Source organism: Balneola sp., assembly GCA_002694685.1.
Classification (GTDB): Bacteria; Bacteroidota; Rhodothermia; order Balneolales; family Balneolaceae; genus Gracilimonas.
The window spans coordinates 756,761-775,336 of sequence record NZMW01000004.1; the positions used below are offsets into that span (position 1 = coordinate 756,761).

The 18,576-nt window shown below is 41.4% G+C and carries 18 protein-coding genes; 10 read left to right on the forward strand and 8 right to left on the reverse strand.

Annotated features, from left to right (window positions below; translation table 11 throughout):
• Positions 1-112 precede the first annotated feature (112 nt).
• Positions 113-1,858 carry a Na/Pi cotransporter gene (locus CL667_08755; protein ID MAL17790.1) on the reverse strand — a complete coding sequence of 582 codons (1,746 nt, stop codon included), beginning with the start codon at positions 1,856-1,858 and terminating at the stop codon, positions 113-115.
• A 243-nt stretch (positions 1,859-2,101) separates the two neighbouring features.
• Between CL667_08755 and CL667_08760 the strand changes: the two genes are divergently transcribed.
• Entirely contained in the window at positions 2,102-2,641 is a 540-nt protein-coding gene (locus tag CL667_08760) for a hypothetical protein (GenBank protein ID MAL17791.1), read from the forward strand.
• A 5-nt stretch (positions 2,642-2,646) separates the two neighbouring features.
• On the opposite strand, the gene CL667_08765 is transcribed toward CL667_08760, so the two are convergent.
• From CL667_08765 to CL667_08775, 3 genes are all read right to left on the reverse strand, one after another.
• Positions 2,647-3,189, reverse strand: a complete 543-nt coding sequence (locus CL667_08765; protein ID MAL17792.1) for a hypothetical protein — start codon at positions 3,187-3,189, stop codon at positions 2,647-2,649.
• Positions 3,176-3,682, reverse strand: a complete 507-nt coding sequence (locus tag CL667_08770; GenBank protein MAL17793.1) for a hypothetical protein — start codon at positions 3,680-3,682, stop codon at positions 3,176-3,178. Before CL667_08770 ends, CL667_08765 begins: the two co-directional genes overlap by 14 nt.
• A 274-nt stretch (positions 3,683-3,956) precedes the next feature.
• A complete protein-coding gene (locus tag CL667_08775; GenBank protein MAL17794.1) occupies positions 3,957-5,093 on the reverse strand; it encodes a hypothetical protein in 1,137 nt (378 codons plus the stop codon).
• 28 nt (positions 5,094-5,121) lie between these two features.
• Here CL667_08775 and CL667_08780 point away from each other — a divergent pair, with 28 nt between their 5' ends.
• The 7 genes from CL667_08780 to CL667_08810 all read left to right on the forward strand — a co-directional run bounded on the left by CL667_08780 (position 5,122) and on the right by CL667_08810 (position 12,625).
• Positions 5,122-6,465 carry a thymidine phosphorylase gene (locus CL667_08780; GenBank protein ID MAL17795.1) on the forward strand — a complete coding sequence of 448 codons (1,344 nt, stop codon included), beginning with the start codon at positions 5,122-5,124 and terminating at the stop codon, positions 6,463-6,465.
• 76 nt (positions 6,466-6,541) lie between these two features.
• Positions 6,542-7,294 (forward strand): hypothetical protein, encoded by a 753-nt coding sequence (locus tag CL667_08785; protein MAL17796.1) that lies wholly within the window; start codon positions 6,542-6,544, stop codon positions 7,292-7,294.
• 9 nt (positions 7,295-7,303) lie between these two features.
• Positions 7,304-7,783, forward strand: coding sequence for a hypothetical protein (locus CL667_08790; protein MAL17797.1), 480 nt, complete (start codon positions 7,304-7,306; stop codon positions 7,781-7,783).
• Between the two features lie 41 nt (positions 7,784-7,824).
• Positions 7,825-8,667, forward strand: a complete 843-nt coding sequence (locus CL667_08795; GenBank protein MAL17798.1) for a hypothetical protein — start codon at positions 7,825-7,827, stop codon at positions 8,665-8,667.
• 3 nt (positions 8,668-8,670) lie between these two features.
• Positions 8,671-9,450: an enoyl-CoA hydratase gene (locus CL667_08800; protein MAL17799.1), complete on the forward strand. Its 780-nt coding sequence runs from the start codon at positions 8,671-8,673 to the stop codon at positions 9,448-9,450.
• Between the two features lie 88 nt (positions 9,451-9,538).
• On the forward strand, positions 9,539-10,816 hold the full coding sequence (locus CL667_08805; GenBank protein ID MAL17800.1) for a hypothetical protein: 1,278 nt from the start codon (positions 9,539-9,541) through the stop codon (positions 10,814-10,816).
• Between the two features lie 96 nt (positions 10,817-10,912).
• Positions 10,913-12,625 carry an AAA family ATPase gene (locus CL667_08810; GenBank protein ID MAL17801.1) on the forward strand — a complete coding sequence of 571 codons (1,713 nt, stop codon included), beginning with the start codon at positions 10,913-10,915 and terminating at the stop codon, positions 12,623-12,625.
• Between the two features lie 147 nt (positions 12,626-12,772).
• On the opposite strand, the gene CL667_08815 is transcribed toward CL667_08810, so the two are convergent.
• The 3 genes from CL667_08815 to CL667_08825 all read right to left on the reverse strand — a co-directional run bounded on the left by CL667_08815 (position 12,773) and on the right by CL667_08825 (position 16,439).
• On the reverse strand, positions 12,773-13,540 hold the full coding sequence (locus CL667_08815; GenBank protein MAL17802.1) for a hypothetical protein: 768 nt from the start codon (positions 13,538-13,540) through the stop codon (positions 12,773-12,775).
• Positions 13,541-13,715: 175 nt separating this feature from the next.
• Positions 13,716-14,813: a 6-phosphofructokinase gene (locus CL667_08820; GenBank protein ID MAL17803.1), complete on the reverse strand. Its 1,098-nt coding sequence runs from the start codon at positions 14,811-14,813 to the stop codon at positions 13,716-13,718.
• 66 nt (positions 14,814-14,879) lie between these two features.
• Complete coding sequence (locus tag CL667_08825; protein ID MAL17804.1) at positions 14,880-16,439, reverse strand: acetylxylan esterase; 1,560 nt, start codon at positions 16,437-16,439, stop codon at positions 14,880-14,882.
• 127 nt (positions 16,440-16,566) lie between these two features.
• On the opposite strand from CL667_08825, the gene CL667_08830 reads away from it, so the two are divergent.
• On the forward strand, positions 16,567-17,328 hold the full coding sequence (locus CL667_08830; GenBank protein ID MAL17805.1) for a Crp/Fnr family transcriptional regulator: 762 nt from the start codon (positions 16,567-16,569) through the stop codon (positions 17,326-17,328).
• Between the two features lie 75 nt (positions 17,329-17,403).
• Positions 17,404-18,051, forward strand: a complete 648-nt coding sequence (locus CL667_08835) for an NAD-dependent dehydratase (protein ID MAL17806.1) — start codon at positions 17,404-17,406, stop codon at positions 18,049-18,051.
• Positions 18,052-18,114: 63 nt separating this feature from the next.
• On the opposite strand, the gene azu is transcribed toward CL667_08835, so the two are convergent.
• Positions 18,115-18,555, reverse strand: coding sequence for an azurin (gene azu / locus CL667_08840; GenBank protein MAL17807.1), 441 nt, complete (start codon positions 18,553-18,555; stop codon positions 18,115-18,117).
• Positions 18,556-18,576 lie beyond the last annotated feature (21 nt).

Here is an 18,576-nt window from a genome sequence, read left to right on the forward strand (position 1 = left end):
CCACCTTCTCAAGAGAATTAGGAATTGGCAAAGTAGAATGGGAATCTCACAGATGAGTTTTAATTCATTACCAGCCAAAAGGCTATGCCGGTAAAACCGCAGGTTGTTAAAGTTACCCGCGCTCTTCAATCACTTTTTCATATGCTGCTTTTACTTTAATACCTGCCATTGCTTCATTTACGTTGAATAAGTGGTCACCGATTTTTTCCATTCGGTTCACGTAATCCAAAAAGATGAATCCGGCTTTATTACTGTAAGCTTTATTTTCTAACTGACTGTAATGGAATTCGAGGAGTTCATCACGGTAGGCATCAATATATCCTTCTACTTCAATTGCATCGTCAAGGTCTACAGTCCCGTAATCTTTTTTGAGATTATTGCGGACCAGCTGTATATCCTCAAGGATAAGGTTAAGCATTTCTTTAAGGCGAATAAGTACGGGTTCCTTAAAATCAGTTCCCTCAGATTGCATTTGCTCGAATGTTTTAGACATTTGATAGTAGATGTCGGCAACCCGCTCTAAATCATTTATGATGCTGTGCATCCCGCGAATGCGCCTTGTTGAACTTTCAGTGAGGTTAGTACTCGATATCTTAGTTAGATATTCGGCCACTTCCAGTTCAATGGTATCTGTGATATTCTCTCTTTCTTTAATCTTCTTTAAGAACTTGCTTTGCTTACCCTGTTTATTAAAAAGCAGTGCTTCGAAGCTGTAGTGAATTTTTTCGATAAGCTTACCGAATAGCTGAATTTCTTTATGAGCCTGTGATATTGAAAGTTCCGGTGAAGACATCATTCCTGAAGAAATATACTGAAGGCGGTAAGTGCTGTCGTCTCCTTTTTTCTCCTTTTGGTAACGTTCTATCAGGGTTACGATCCGTGGTACAAAGGCAACCAGAAAAAGCACATTCAATACGTTGAAAGTAGTATGGAAAAGGGAGAGGGCTAGTGTAGCGTTTGCCCTGCCCATCTCGTCTGTGGTGTTGAAAACTGATCCTGCTTCAGGCGAGAAATAACCCATCACACTGTCAATACCCATCAGGAAGGGTTGCATAAGCAACAACATCCATATCACCCCAAATACATTGAAAACGAAGTGAAAGCGAGCTGCTCTTTTTGCATAAACATTACCAACTACAGCAGCAATATTCGCAGTAACCGTAGTTCCGATATTCTCGCCTAAAACCATGGCTGCGGCAATTGGGAAATCAATCCAGCCTTGAAATAACATAACCAGCGTAATAGCTGTAGAGGCCGATGAAGATTGTGTTACAAGCGTGAGAAGAGTACCTGCAAAAACGAATATGATAATTGATAAAAAGCCGAATTCGGTAAACTGATCTACAAACATGAACATCTCAGGGTTGTTCTGAATGTTTGGTACAGCATTTTTAATGAAATCGAGTCCGATAAAAAGAATACCAAAGCCAATCATAGCTTCAGCAAGATTTCTTAACCGCTCCTTGCCGGCAAACATAAAGGGGAAGAAAATACCTATGAGCATTATCGCGATTGGAGTGATCTGCATCTTGAACCCAAAAATAGAGACCATCCATGCTGTAACTGTAGTACCGATATTAGCACCCATCACCACTCCGGTAGACTCTAGAAAAGTAAGAAGACCTGCGTTCACAAAACTCACCACCATTACGGTGGTTGTACTGGAAGATTGTGTGATTGTAGTAGCAGCAAAACCGGTAAAAACACCACGAAAGCGCGTGGTTGTCATACCTTTAAGAATACCACGAAGCCTATTTCCAGCTACTTTCTGAAGACCATCGCTGAACACCTTCATGCCATAAATAAAAATCCCAAGCGAACCTATCAGTTGGAAAAAGTCGAAGAAAGTGTAGGTCATAAGTGCAGGTTGATTCAGGCTTGGTTATTAAAAATGTCGGGTCGCCAATATACTGAGATGTAGCTTTCAAACTAAAAAGTAATTTGAGGACTTTGGGATTATGAAACTAAATATAAAAGACAGCAGTCCCATCTCTATTTCAAATACTGGAATCTTGACTGGTAGAGTAAGATCAAGTTTGTTTTTATCATTCAATAGTTCGAATATGATGATTGATACATAAAATCTTGATAACTATGAGATATGAAACTCTTTAATTACTTCTTCAAAAGCCTTTTTTTTATATCAATTATTGCAACTGGTTTTCTGAAAGCTCAGCCCGTTGATGAAAAAAAAGCTCTAAAAGTTATTGGAATTTGGGAAGTAAAAGGAGATACAATGATAACCTGGATTAGAAATCATGAAAGTTATTTAACGATATCCTTTACCTATGAGCCACCCGTTTTAATTCGTTCTACTAATCCTAGAGTTCGGTTCAGCTTTATTGATAGTTCATTTTCGGCTAAAGATGCTGAAGATCTTGATGTATTAAATATGGAACACCGCTTCTCAACTTTACAGCAGTTTGATCTGATATCCAGAAGTGTAGAGAGCAGTTTTAAAGGCAGTACAAGGTCTCTTGAATATCAAAGTGTTCACGAGGTTATTTGTGTGAAGAACAGTACGACTGATGAAATTACTTATGAGTTTTATAACGGCGATTTCAAAAAGCAATATTACAAGTACACTATAGATTCCAGAGGCATAGGAGAGGCAATTAAATATATTGCCTGCAAGGAATAGCCAGATCAGTTTGTGCGTTTAACCACCGTACCTTCAACTTTAATATCCACTGCGGCAGGAGTAAAGAGAGCGGCCAGTGTTGACCCGGCGGCAATGGCGGTAAATTCAGGACGGTGATCTGAATCTGAAATGGCTAAAAAAGTAAATAAGGCAGAGGCTGAAATCGTAATCACCTTTGAAAACCATAGAAGCCCATTTTTCCCGGACGGATTATTAATAGAGATTTTCAGGTTGGTGATGGCATCGCCATTTTCTTTTTCAATGATTTTATTGAGCCGATTAGAAATGTCTTCGCTGTTTCGGATTTCTATCCAGGAAGAAACTCCCCATTTAGTGAAAGTGAAGCTGAAGTCTTTGAGTTCTTCATAACTACCGGAAACCACAAGTTCGTCATTTGAGTTATAGAAGCTGTGTGTATATGAAACCGGGTGATCGACTTCTTTGGCAGTAACAGCAACGGTAGCGCCTACGGAACATCCGTTCAAAAAAACGAGTGTTGGCATCAAGAGTATCAAAAGCACGAAATGCATGCGACTAGTCATCATCATTGTCCTCCGTACTTTCTTTACTTTCTTTGTTGATGGTATAAACTACGCCGGTATAGTGAATTTTTTCGGTAGAATATTCTCCACCTTCCGATTCCCCGCCCGTGATGGCTCCGGCAATCATAGTTCTCAGAAAAGCCCAAAATGTGACCCCTCTTTCAACTTTCACCTCAACTAATCCATCTGCAATAAAGTGATCAGGGTGGTCATCAAGCGACTTGTAGATAGTGGCACTTAGGTTTTCTTCGAGATATTCATCTCCACCCATCGTTACGCTCAAGCTGGCGTTGTCAGACTCAGAATAGATGGCATCCTCAGAATGTTGCTTATAATAACCGGAAATAATACCCAGCGTATCAGCTCCTGCAGTTGTATGATGCGGACCAAATTGAATGGGCTGGGATTCGGTATCAAACTCAAGAGTATGCCAGGTCTTGCACCCGGAAAACCCCACAAGTAAGCCAGCCAGCAATAGGGTTGAGATAAGCTTATTCATATGCAGGAGTGAAGGTTAGAATGAAATGCCTAACCTGATTATGCAAAAAAATTGGAAATTTTGCTACTGCTTATAGTAACTCAGGTAAGACTTTTCGCAAGGATGACAAAACGGTCATCAGGGGCAGCTGCAGGTCTGAATACCTTTGCTGGTTTATGATCTTGACCAAAAAGTATTTCAAGGCTTTTAAGCCAAAAAGAGTAAACACATACCAGATAGGCTTATAGATTGATCGGAAATAGATAAGGAAAGCACTTCAAAGCTGCAGCAAAGGTTAAAAACCCTGAATACCAATTTTTTTCAATTCAGGAAACTCATCCAATAATCCTTGTCGTATTCTTAGAGAACTATATTCAAACCGATAGGGCCATTCATTCCGAAGATTGCGAAACAGGACTTTTCTGTCCGGTCGGCCAATTAAATCTCTAAGTGCCTTGTCATATCCTAAGATAGGATGGAGGCGGGTTATGATTTTGGTGAGATCATACTGTATATGGGCCAAATCTTCAGTCCGGGGAGGTATTTGATAGTTCAGGGAGCCGGAGGATAATTCAAAAAAGTCAGCCATCTGATCACAGATCATTTTAGTAGCATTAACTTTGGCTTGTTCAGAATAGCCGGCAATATGAGGGGTTGCTATAAATGCGTGTTTAGCCACTTCTGTATTGAAATCAGGCTCACCTTCCCAAACATCCAGCACGTAGTTTTTGACCCTGCCTTCCACATACGCTTTCATTAAAGCTATTTCGTTAATCACACCACCCCGCGCAGCATTGATAACTAGTTTATATGATCGGTTTGATAGTTTCTCCTCATTCAGCCAGTGGAATGTAGAGTACTTGCCTTTTTTATTGAATGGTACGTGAAATGTAAGAATCTCAGCTCCTAGTACTTCATTAAGAGAAGCAGATGTAAATTCAGCCTCTCTTTCTTCACGGGGAGGGTCATACTCAATGCATTCAATGCCGAAATCTTGCAAGAGCTCTGATACTGCAGAACCAGCTTTGCCAACTCCAATCACCCCAACTTTACCAAAAGGCGTATTCGGTTGATGTTTTTCTTTCCAGAGCAAAAGTGAGGTCATCACATATTCAGCAACCGTTCTGGCGTTACACCCATTGGAACTGGCCAGGGTAATACCTTTGCCTTCCAGGTACTCATTATCCAGATGATCGGTGCCGGAAGAAGCCGTACCTATAAACTTTAATTGATTGGGCGGGCTTGGGAAAGTGTCTTCATTCAGATGGGAAACGGTTCGAACAATTAAGGCATCGGCTTGATTTAGATCAGGAATCCCTTCTGAAAGATTATGAGTTGAGAGTTTACATTCTGAAGGAATGAGTTCCTCAATTTTATACAGATTTTGGTCAGCTGCAACGTATATCAAAAAGTCCTGTTTGAAATGAGAAATAAAGTTTTATAGTGTCTATACTTGAACCATGGACACAAAATACAATATAGTATCACTTATACGCAAAAAGCGAGACGGGAAAACGCTGGAGAAAGAAGAAATTCAGCATCTCATTAACTTGTACACCGCTGATGAAATCCCTGATTACCAGATCAGTGCCTTTTTAATGGCGGCTTTTCTGAACGGGATGAATGATGAGGAATCGGCAGCTTTTACAGAAGCTATGCTCCATTCCGGTGAAATTGTTGACTTATCCCATGTAAAAGGTAAGAAAGTAGATAAGCACTCAACCGGGGGAGTGGGAGATAAACTCTCGCTCATTTTAGCTCCTGTTGTTGCTTCAGCCGGTGTTCCGGTCCCAATGATTTCAGGACGAGGCTTAGGACATACGGGTGGGACGCTTGATAAACTGGAATCCATCCCAGGTTTTAATGTGGATATGGATTTGGCCAGATATAAAGAAATTATTGGGAAACATGACTTGGTACTGGCTGGTCAGACCAAAGAAATAGCCCCAGCCGATAAACGCTTGTATGCTCTTCGGGATGTTACAGCCACGGTAGAATCTATTCCGCTTATTGCCGGAAGTATCATGAGTAAGAAGCTTGCTGAAGGAATTGATGCTTTGGTTCTGGACGTGAAGGCAGGCTCCGGCGCCTTCATGAAAACAACAGAAGATGCCATTAAACTTGGGGAAGCTTTAGTAGGGATTGGAACTCAGTTTGAGAAAGAGACCATCGCCTACATTACGAACATGAATCAGCCACTGGGATATAAAATTGGTAATTGGCTGGAAGTGGAAGAGTGCATTGATGCCATGCATGGGGACGGTCCAGATGACATTATGGAGATAACCCACCTGTTGTCAGGGACGATGATTTATCTGGGCGGAAAAGCAAAAGATGTTTCAGAAGGTATTGAAATCAGCAAAAAACAAATTGAAAGCGGTGCGGCCTTTCAGAAATGGCTGGATATTGTAGAAGAGCAAGGTGGTGATGTGGAAATGATTAAATCACCCGAAAATTATCCAATAGCTAAATATGAGTTTGAGATTAAGTCTGACAAAGACGGTTACGTATCTGAGATGGATTCCTTTGAAATTGGGATGGCATCTGTAGAAATGGGAGCTGGACGAAAAACCAAAGAAGATGATGTAGATCCGCAGGCAGGAATTATCCTCAAAAAGAAAATTGGTGATAAAATCACTAAAGGTGAAACAATTTTGGCTGGTTATACGAACAAGCCATCAGCAATAGAGGCTGCAAGCGATCAATTATTCGGGGCAGTTACTATTGCGAACACTAAACCCGAGGCAGTGCATTTGGTGAGTCATACAATTGACAAAAAAGGCAGCAGAGCATTTGAGCTTTAAGTTGCTTGAAATACACTAATAATCGGTTAATTTAGTTGGTAGTTTAAACAGGGCATTTAAAATAAAGGAAAGTATTATGTTTCAACGATTTATCCGTGCTATAAAATCTATGTTCGGTGGTTTGATAAGCTCAATGGAAGATCCAAAACTCATTCTTGAGCAAAACATTCGGGATTTGAACGATCAAATTCCTCAAATGAATGAAAACATTGCGACGGTAAAAGCTAATCTGTTGATGCTCCAAAAGGAGATGAATCGCAATGAAAAAGCGATACAGGATTTAACAGCTAAGGTTAAGTCAGCCATTCAGGCCGACCGTGATGATATCGCAGAGGGATACGCTCTTCAGCTTGAAAAAGCCAAGGAGAATTACGCACACACCAAAGATCAGCTTCAGTTTGCAGATAGAGCATACGAGAAAGCGATTAAGGTGAAAAAAGTATTTATGCGCGAAAAAGATCGCAAGATCCAGGAAGCTAAAGAAGCTCTTCGTGCAAGCGAGCGCTCAGAATGGCAAGCTAAAATTGCGGATACGCTGGAACAATTCGAAGTGGGCGGTATTGATCAAACCCATGACGAAATGATTAATCGTATCAACGAGCAGTCTGCCAAGAATGAAGCCCGTATGGAAATTGCTTTAGACAGCATTGATACGGAAACCATGGAAATTGAGGCAAATGCTGAGAAAATCAGAGCGAAGTCTTTGGTAGAGCAGTTCAAGATGGAAATGGGCGATAAAAGTGGTTCTATCAATATTGACGAGGAAGAACCAGCAAAAGAGAAAGACAGCTCTAAGACGGTTGGCAATAAAGAAAAAAGCAGTTCATAGGACATAGCCATGAGCAGCAAAAGTGAACAAGAACGCGAACGCCTGAAAGAAGAATACAAAGAGCATTATCGGCGTATTAAAGAGGCAAAGGAACGTCTTAAAAGAACGGAGCAGAAAGGTAAAATTGCGAAAGCAGTTGAGAATATGAACTCTGATAACCTGCTTGAGTCGGTTGATGAGTTCTTGGGTAAAGTCCGTGATAAAGTTACTCACGTGGAAGCCCGCCTTGATGTTGCTATGGACAGTCTTGATGACGACGATTCTGAAATCAGCAATAAAGTGAAGCAGGAAGAGCTGGATGAAGAACTCAAAAAGCAGAAGGCTAAACAGACCCTAAAGCAGGTGAAAGCTGAAATGGGTATGTTATATAATGAGATTGAGAAACATGCCGATGAAATTCGTACAGAGAAAACCATTGGTAACAAAAAGTCACCTTCCGACAGCGCTGACTCCAAAAGCACCGATAATTCATCAGAGCCCAACAAATGAGTAATGACGAGCTAAACATCAACTATACCCGCGAAGCTTTTATGAACCCTATTAATTTAGGTGTTCTTCTGGTTTCTACATTGACGGCCTTTTTCATGTCAGGGTTAGGAGATGTCTCCAGTTTACTTTTAACATCGGTATTCGGTCTCGAGCTGATGTACCTCGGTATAGTTCCAAAATTGCCCCGTTTCCGCAAAAAACTGGAGCTTAAGAAAATCAAGGAACGCCATGCTGCTAATAACGAGAAAGAGCTGTTTCAGTCATTGGATACCAAATCTCAAAAGCGATTCTTGGTCCTTAAGCATCTAGCCAAACTTGTTCAGGAAAACTTCGAGAAGCTTCCGTACAGCTCACAGGGATTATTAGACAACATCGGGAAGAAAATTGATGAGCTCCTGGGTAATTACCTGACCCTTCTTGATTTAATTAAACGCTATGAAGTTTATCTGAATACGTCACTGGAAAGCAACCTGAAAGAGGAAGTGGTGCGTCAGATTGAAGAAATTAAAACACTGGATTCAGAGAAGCTGAAACGCACAAAAGCACGTCGCGTTGCCATCATGCAAAAGCGACTCAAGAAGTTTAATGTAGCAAAAGAGAAATATCTGGTTTGTGAAACACATCTTGAAACCATCGAAGATGCGGTCAGGTACATCTATGAGCAGTCTATGACCATGAGCAACCCGGAAGAAATTGGTTTCCAGCTGGATAACTTACTCACTGAAGTAGAAGAAACTTCACAATTGATTGACGACTTAGATCAGGATATTTTACCTGAGTACACAACCGAATGGGAAAAAGATCTGGATTTTGATTCGATTTTGGATGACCTGACCGGTGAAGTGGAAACGGAAATTAAACCTGCTAAAAAAGTCAAAGAATAAACTATGGATTCGACTTACGAAACGCTTCTTTTAGATGTTGATGAAACAGGAATTTGCACGCTTACCATTAATCGCCCGGATAAACTGAATGCTCTTAACAATTTGGTTTTAGAAGAGCTTGCAGAAGCGGTAGACGCGATCAAGGAAAATTTCAAAATAAAGTCTTTAATAATTACCGGCGCTGGAGAAAAAGGATTTGTAGCCGGAGCCGATATTAAAGAGTTGAGTTCACTTGATCCTGTTTCCGGACAAAAAGCTTCCCAAAAAGGACAGTCCGTATTTCAAAAAATTGAGGATCTCACCATTCCTGTTATAGCAGCCGTTAATGGTTATGCTTTAGGAGGGGGATGTGAATTGGCTATGGCCTGCCATCTCCGTATTGCTTTTGATAAAGCAGCTTTTGGCTTGCCGGAAGTTAGTTTAGGATTGATTCCTGGCTATGGGGGAACACAGAGACTCACACAGCTTGTAGGTCGTGGTAAAGCTCTGGAGCTTATAATGACGGGCCGACAGGTTAAGGCAGACGAAGCATATGAAATTGGACTGATTAATCAGGTAACGGAGCATTCTCCTGTTGATGAAGCCAAATCCATGCTGAGTAAGATCATGAAGCAAGGGCCGGTAGCTATTAAAAATGCACTGCTTGCTGTTAAAGAGGCTGGTTCAGGATCCGGTTATGAGGAAGAAGCAAAACTTTTTGGAGAATTGTGCGGTACTGCTGATTTTAAAGAAGGAACCAGCGCATTTCTTGAAAAAAGAAAAGCTAACTTCTCCGGTAAATAGAAACTAATATTTGTTGAATGAAAGACGAACCTCCATCGGGTAGCACATCTTTATTTTTACTGTCACTTAATATCACGGGGATGAAGGAATGTTTGAACTAGGCCTCATCACCTTAACAATTCTATTAAGTGGGTTCTTTTCAGGGTCAGAAATAGCTTTTGTTACAGCTAATAAACTTAAGCTTGAAGTAGCTTCCAGAAAGAATAATTTCCTTTCCAATTCCATAGAGTTTTTTACCAGAAAGCCGGAAACTTTTCTGACTACCACCTTAGTGGGAAATAATATCGTAAACGTGCTCTATGCTACGTTCATGGCTATTTTTTTAGTTGAACCTGTACAAGTTTATTCGGAAGCCTGGTTTGGGTTCATTCCCTCAGAACTAGAGGTTTTGCTGATACAGACCATCATAGCATCGGTTGTTATTATGTTGTTCGGCGAGATTTTGCCCAAAGCCATTTTCAGAGCGCTCGCTGATAATATGATTTCAGTGATATCTATACCGCTTCGATTTGCCTACTACATATTCAGGCCATTGATTGAAATCTCGAAAGGATCTTCAAATATATTAATTAAGTGGTTGGTTAAAGATGCTGAGGTTGTAGAAAGCTATTATCGACGTCAGGATGTGGAAATGATCTTTAAAGAGCTTCGCGATGGCGGGGGGAGTGAAGATATTGACGAAGACGATTCAGAGATCCTACATAACGTTTTGGAGCTATCCAATAAGAGAGTGAAGGATTCGATGATTCCCCGTATTGAAATTGAAGCCGTGGAAAAGGATACGGCAATAGATGAGGTGCTTAACATTTTTATTCAGTCAGGGCATTCAAAGCTCCCGGTATATCGCGAGTCAATTGACGATGTAATTGGCGTCGTGTTTGCTCATGATTTTTTCCATGTACCCAAGTCTTTAAATGAGATTATTCGCCCTGTAAAACTGGTTCCTTCCAGTAAAAAATCCAAGGGCTTATTGACGGAATTTCGTCAGTCTAACATGTCTGTAGCTATTGTTTTGGATGAATACGGAGGAACGGCCGGTATGGTGACTATCGAAGATTTGCTGGAAGAAGTAGTTGGAGATATTCAGGACGAATACGATGTGGAAGATGAGATCATGAAGAAGCTCTCTGAGAATACGTATGTGGTTAGCGGGAATGTCGAGATTCAGGAGCTAATTGATAAATTTAGTGAAATTGAACTCCCACTGGAACCTTCTGAATATGATACCGTAGCGGGATTCATAATTAATCATTTAGGGCGGATTCCAAAAGTAAATGAGGAAGTGGTGATTGAGAGTAAAAAATTTATTATCAGTAAAGCCACACCAAGCCGCATTGAAACGGTAAAGCTTATTTTAATTGAGTGAAAAAGTAGCAAAGTTGTCGAGTGAAAAAGTGACAGAGTTATCTTCACTTTGTAACTCTGTCACTTTTTCACTCCTTCACTTTGAAACTTATAAGACATGTTTGATCACTATCCGAAATGGTCTCAGGAATTTGCTAGAAAATATCTAAGCAGAACCATCAATCAATTTATTTTGCATGGTAATGTGCATGATTTGGTTTCCCTCAAAACAGATAAAGGGACTGAGTTTCACCGCCTGAAATCATTTCTATCAGATGAATTTTTTGGAGCCCGTGATTTTGTGATTTTCTATGATCGTGCTTCGGGCATCTATTTTAGGGATAAAGAATCGCAAGCTGATTTTAATCAGGCGATAGCTGGCCGGGATAGTTTGGTGGGCACTGATTTTGCCAAGAAAATGCCGAAAGATCCGGTGCGGGTAATGTCTTTATTGGAGCAGTATTTCCGCCTTAGACTCGATCAAAAGAAAAGCGTGGCTCTCATTATTGACTACGCGGAGACCATTATCCCGATGAGCGATGCAGCCTCTACAGGAAATGAAGATCGTACGGCCATGGTGTATTTATCGCGCTGGGCGCATGATCCGATGTTTCTGGCTTCGGACTTTACCACGGTGATGATCACCGAAAATCTTGCTGATCTTAATAAGACTATTGTTCAGAATCCTTACACAACCGATATCAAAATTAGTATTCCGGGGGAAGAGGAGCGAAAAGCATTTATTGAATACGAAACCAAAGATGATGAATGGAAAAAGATTTCTGCGGTAAAGGCTGATATCATTGCTCAGCAAACGGCGGGTTTGAACTTCGTAAATATCCGAAGTGTGCTTTCGAATGCTCGTGAGAATGAAGAGAAAATCACTTTCGAAGGACTTTCAGAAACTAAGAAAGAACTTATTGAGGCGGAAGCTTATGGCTTGCTTGAGTTCGTAGAAACCGAATATTCCCTGGATAATGTAGCCGGTCATAAACATGTGAAAAACCATCTAAGACAAGCTGTGAAGGCACTTAAAGCTGGTAGGCAAGACGTAATGCCGATGGGGTATCTGGTTTGTGGTCCGGTAGGAACCGGTAAGACTTTTCTCGTTACTTGTTTTGCCAGTGAAGTGGGTATTCCCATGGTGAAATTGAAGAACTTCCGAAGCCAATGGCAGGGAGTTACGGAAGGAAATCTCGAAAAGATTTTGTCGCTGCTTAAAGCGATGTCGCCGGTTGCGGTTATGATTGATGAAGCGGATGCTTATTTAGGAGACCGTGATGCCAGCGGAGACAGTGGAGTTTCCAGTCGGGTATTTTCTCAGATCGCCACATTTATGAGTGATACGTCTAACCGTGGTCGAATTGTATGGTTCTTGATGACAGCTCGACCTGACCTTATGCCTATCGATTTAAAGCGGCAGGGTAGGGCAGAGGAGCATTTGGCGCTATTCCCTCCTCATACCAATGAGGAACGAATAGAGCTTTTTAATGTCATGAAGAAGAAAACCGGACTACAAATGACGGAGGAATATATACCGGCCGTTATCGAAGAGGGCTTTAAAACGTTTTCAGGAGCTGATATGGAAGCGGCATTAACAAGAGCAAAATTCCGAGCAGCGGCAGCAGGTCGCAAGAAAGTCACTCCCGAAATTCTGGACGCCGCATTGGCTGATTTCATTCCACCTACTTATCCGGAAGAAGTTGAGCTTCAGACATTAAGCGCGGTGATCGAATGTACATCTAAAGAACTTCTCCCCGAGCGCTATCGCGAAATGAACCGGGATGAAATTCTTTCAAAGATTGATGAGCTGAAATTTAGGGTGGGGTAACGTCTCCGGCTATGAGTAGTTGCGTGGTTTAGCACTTAACTTTGCAAGTACACACTAAACTGAAAATCTGCAAGGATTTTCAGAAGTAGGCGAGAACAAGCAATTACTTATAGCCATTGTTGTGCTTTCGTTATTTTTCTAAAGAATTTAATCATCTTTTATTGATAAGGTTGTAGCTATCCGAGGTCTATCACCGAGTTTTTCATTGATCAGATTGATCATTTCAACGGTTGATTCTAACTGTAATTCGGTAATATCCTTAATAGCTTCTGAAAACTCCTTACGACCTGATAATTGGCTATTGATCGTAAATCGAAGTTCAGGATTAATTGAATAATCCTGCTGAATACTACCATCTGGGTTTTGTCCAAATTTCATTCCATTATTTGACACGAAAACACCATAAATACTGTCGATTAGAAATAGATTGTTGTTTGTGATTACTGCCGTAAGATAATCCAGCTGTTGATAGTATCTAATGAGTTCATTTTTAAGCTCTTTGTCTTTAATGAGTACAATATTACCGGTTGATTCCAGATTGTTGAAGGTACCTTTATTTGCAATAAAGGTACGACGAGTTGTAAGTTCAAATAATAAAGGTGCTATATCCGAAGGAGAGGGAATTGGTTCTTGCATAAACATTAAAATACTATCTGCCTTGGCAATCATTTCGGATTCATTGGCTAATTGCCCATCTATGATCTCCTTTTGTATTTCAAGGTCTTCGCGAAGGTTTTCCAAAGAAATTCGAAGCAGTTCTTTATCTTGAACACTCTGGTTCCAGTTACCGATTTGTACAGCGATGATGATACCGATCACAACGAGGAGTATCTCACCCACAGCATACAGGGCATACTTACCAACTTTGCTATCAGCAATGAGGTTCTTACGAATGGTTCTAAAGAATTTAATCATTAGTTAGTTGTATCTGATAATGAAGCACAACATCGGCATATCGCCAGTGCTGATGAGGTTATCCATGCTTTGTATGCACGTTAGATGGATGTTATTCTAAAAATATTGAGGATAAAATGAAGAAATCAGATTTAGTATCAAAGTACGAACATCAACTTACCTCACTTGATCAACATCAATCCCCAAAAGAAATACCAACCCCTTTAGCTGCTTGAACCAAAAAACTATTGGGGTCGACAAGGTTTTGTCCCTTGGTCGCTTCTGATAATGGGACTGAAACTATATCATGATCCTGGAAGGCAACCATTTCCCCGTATTTCCCCTGAATAACCATTTCCATGGCCTTCGCGCCAAACTGAGTAGCTAATACCCGGTCGAAGGCGATTGGAGTACCACCACGCTGTAAGTGACCAAGCACCATTTCACGTATATCATGTTTAAAACCGGCATCTTTGAGCTGAGCCGAAAGTTGATAGGCTACACCGCCAAACCGAACATTTTTATAGCCCACTTCTTCACTCTCCCGCGAAACAGTGGTTCCTTCTTTTGGTTTGGCTCCTTCCGCAATCACTATAATGGCAAAACCTTTGCCGCCTGCACTGTAGCGGTCGTGTAATTTCTCGAGTACTTTATCGATATCGTAGGGGATTTCAGGGATAAGGCAAACTTCTGCTCCGCCGCCTAAAGCTGCATGCAGGGCAATCCAGCCGGCGTTGCGTCCCATTACTTCAAGTATCATAAGCCGGTGGTGACTTTCGGCTGTGGTAACCAATTTATCAACGGCATCAGTAGCAATATCTACGGCAGTCTGGAAACCAAAGGTGTAGTCGGTACAGGCCAGGTCATTGTCAATTGTTTTAGGAACACCAATTACATTCAGTCCTTTTTCATGCAGAGCCTGGCTGATTCTCTGAGAACCGTCACCGCCGATGTTTATGACTACTTCAAATCCTTCATCCTTTAGATAGGAGATCATTTCATCAGAGCGATCTTCAGTGGTCCAGGAGCCGTCGCTTTTTTCAACCGGCCAGCTAAAAGGTCCGCCCTTATTTGTGGTTTGAAGGATGGTGCCACCTTTGGCATGAATACCGGCCACACGTTCGTTATCTAGCTTTATAATCTCTTTTGGAGTTCGTAAAACACCATTGAAGGCTTCTTTACTTCCATAAACTTCCCAATCTTGAGTTCTTCCTGCACGCTTTACAATAGCTCTGATAACCGCGTTTAATCCGGGGCAGTCTCCGCCGCCTGTAGTAACTAATACCTTCTTCATAGTGAATTATTTTTTATTAAAAAACTTATTTGAGTTGATCTAGAACTAGCTTTTAGAACAGATTTGTTAATTACCCCAGCCTCTTGCTTTCATTTCATAACCCAATTTTTTGCTAGCCCATGGAATAAAATGTTGGAAATTAGGAGCATCAGTATGGCCTCCGATATGTTGGCGCCAGGCAAGCTCGCCATCCATTAATTCAGTTTGTGGCTCCGGCATATCTTCATTCATATAGTCATTGGACTTACCAAGTCCTTCGGCTCCCAATAAGGTGAAAGCAGGTTGTGCAGCGATCGTTGCCATATAACTTCCTGTTTGATCAAGCCATAATGCATCGCCTTGTTCAGGTATTCCATAGCTTATAAAAGTGAGTCTTGGAGCAGCAAGAGCTATAAGCTGATGAGAATCAACGGGCAGATCACATCCGGTTTTCTTTCCAAAATCAGATTCCTCTGTTCCGTACTTGAGGTAGTTACCGGCCATCCAGTGATATTCACCTGATCCTGTAATACTTTCAACTGCTTCACCAAACACACGACGATGCAGGGTAGCACCTCCTTTACCAGAAGAACCAATCAATCCTACTGCGAAGCGTTCCTCAAAGGCAAGAGTAACCAATGCTGCTTTTCCGTATCTGGATACACCTTCGATGCCAACTTTTGAAGCATCCACCAGTGTGTCTGTTTCCAGGTAATCGAGTCCGCGAGCAGCGCCCCAGGCCCATGCTCTTAAAGATCCCCATTGTTCGGGAGTGCGGGGCTGACCTTTGTTTGTCAAGCCAATGATTCCCCGTGTTAACCCGGCACCGTTATCAGCTTGAATGCTGGAAGGACTTATTGTCGCATAACCCCATCCGGCCGCTAACAATTGTTCAGTTCGTGGGGAATCTCCATTAACAGTAGGGGCGAACCAATTTGGACCGCTTTGTCCTGCTTGTATAGGTTGATAGGCCGGATACTTTTCAAACATCTTCTTCATTTCAGGATCATTTTTAATCATCATGTCCTTAAAAGAATCATTGATTTGCTCGAGGTCATCTTTATTCGGTTGAGCCGGAGCCGGAAATTCCGGTTGACCAAACATCATCAAAACAGGAACCGGGCCTTCCACATGTGTTGGAACTACAACCATCATCTCGATTTCCACATCAATGAGTGGATAGTTACTGTTATCTACAAATCCGGTTACTTTTTTGGCCACCACAGGAATTCGCCCAACCCATTCATTATCTGTAATTTCGACTTCCCAGTTTACTTTGGGTACGTTGTCCGGAATACGACCATAAACTTCACGATCGAAACTTTCGATCAATTCCGGTCTGCGTTGATTCCACCACATTGAAGAGTTTGTTACTTGTTTGCCATCTTCTGTGATCATGAGTGCCGGAAGTTCAGGGCAGGGGTTTGCCTTAGCTTCGTCATAATTAGCCGCATTGGGAGCGGAAGGGTTTCCGCTTGGGCCGTGTCTTAATTCACTGATCCCAAGCTGTTTCATCATGTTCGCATGATCCTCCTGAGTAGAAAAAGTAGTGAGTGGAAGATATTTAGAGGTATCAACAGGGGCGTTCTGGGCTATTAACTGGTTAACTGAAAAAAGGAACAACAGCGAAAGGCAGAAATATTTCATTACAATAGGCTAAGTTTTCGAACGTAAGTGGATGAGTAAAATCACAACGTGATTGAATTAACAATTTGAGCAGATAAAAACCAATTTTTTACCTACACTCTATCAAACTTATATCAAAATCGGAGTCATGCGAAAATTAACCCTCTCTTTTTTACTCATTGCAATTGCTGTACCTACAATGGTTAGTGCACAACCTCAATTCAAAGCATTATTGTTTACGAAAACAGCAGGGTGGCATCATGAATCTATTAATGAAGGAGTAGATGGGATACGGAAACTCGCAGACCGTCATCAATTTCAGGTTGACTGGCAAGAACAAGCCAACCGAATTAGTAGTGAAAACCTTAAACAGTATGATGTAATTATTTTTCTGAGCACTACCGGTGATATTCTGAATGAGGAGCAACAAAAGGCGATGGAAGAGTTTATTCAATCCGGGAAAGGATTTGTAGGAATTCATGCGGCCTCTGATACCGAATATGAGTGGGAGTGGTATACACAGCTGGTGGGGCGGATGTTTGAAATTCATCCCGCTAACCAAACAACAAGAGTAACGGTCTTAGATTCCAGTTTTCCCGGGATGGAGCGGATGCCTGAGTCTTACCTATGGACCGACGAGCTCTATGAATTCGGGGAAGAGAAGGTAGAGGGCTTGAATTACCTCATGACAATAGACGAATCTTACTATGAGGTGCAGCCAGCTTGGGGAGATAAGAAGACGGAAGGAATGGGTGACTTCCATCCGGTGGCTTGGTATCATGAGTTTGATGGAGGGCGATCTTTTTATACCGCTTTTGGTCACATGCCTCAAACCTACTCGGATAATATGTTTCTGGAACATATCTATGGCGGAATTTACTGGGCCGCTACAGGAAAGGGCATAGAATAGCCTTAATCTACAAGCTGAACGATTACTGACTTAGATCTTTTTTTCTTTACTGAAGTTAAATCAAATAAGAAAAAAATGAATGTATTGGTAATTGGTGCTAATGGACAAATTGGAAAAAAATTAGTTCATCAGCTTAAAGAAAAGGGTCATCAGCCCAAGGCGATGATTCGCAAGAAAGAGCAAATCGATCAGTTTGAAAAGAATGGAATTGATACGGTTTTAGCTGATCTGGAAGAAGACATTAGCCATGCTTTTGAAGGTGTGGATGCCGTCGTATTTACAGCAGGTTCCGGAGGGAATACCCCAAAATCACAAACAAAAGTGATAGATCGGGATGGTGCAATCAAGGCAATAGATGAAACTAAGAAGTCGGGAGCAGATCGGTTTATAATGGTTAGTGCCCTGAAAGCCAATCGAGATGAAAATACATGGTCCAAGCCTATGGAACATTATTATGAGGCTAAAGCCAAAGCAGATGAGTACCTCCGAAATACAGACCTGAATTATACAGTACTGATGCCCGGTCGGCTAACAAATAAGGAAGGAAATTCACAAGTAATACTACAGGAAAGAATTGATCCTATTCAGGATGAAACCATTACCCGTTCGGATGTAGCTTCTGTGATTACTGAAATCATGGAAGAGAAGGCTACTTTTAGGAAGAGCTTAGAACTTCTTCAAGGCGAAGACACAATTAAGAAGGCTATCGAAAAGTTGGGGTAAAAAAATAGCCCCGAATATGGATCGATATCCGGGGCTTTAAATAGAATAAGCAGTTAGCGAAACTTACTCTACGATAAATTTACCTTTCATTAGGGCATAGTGTCCTGGAAAGCTACAAATGAAATCGTAAGTTCCGGCTTCAGGTGCAGTAAACTCTATAGTTGTTTCCTGACCACCACCAATTAATTCAGTAGTAGCAATAACCTGATCTGAGCCTTCAGGAACATATCCGTTATCTTTGAATTTGGCAGCAGCAGCACCAAATTTTTGAATGTCTGTGCCTTCCGTTAGAAGTACCCAGTTATGTCCCATAGCAGCAGCTGGTAATTTCCCAACGTGCTTTAAAGTTAATACGACTGTTTGGCCAGCCTCTACTTTGATTTCATCCATGTTAAATTGCATTCGGTCGTTACCTTCGATGGTGATTTCGACCTTATCCTGAGCTTGTGCCAGGTTGGTGAAAGCAAGAGCAAAAATAGCCAGTAAAGAAAATAATGTTCTCATAGTGATATATGTATTTGAAAT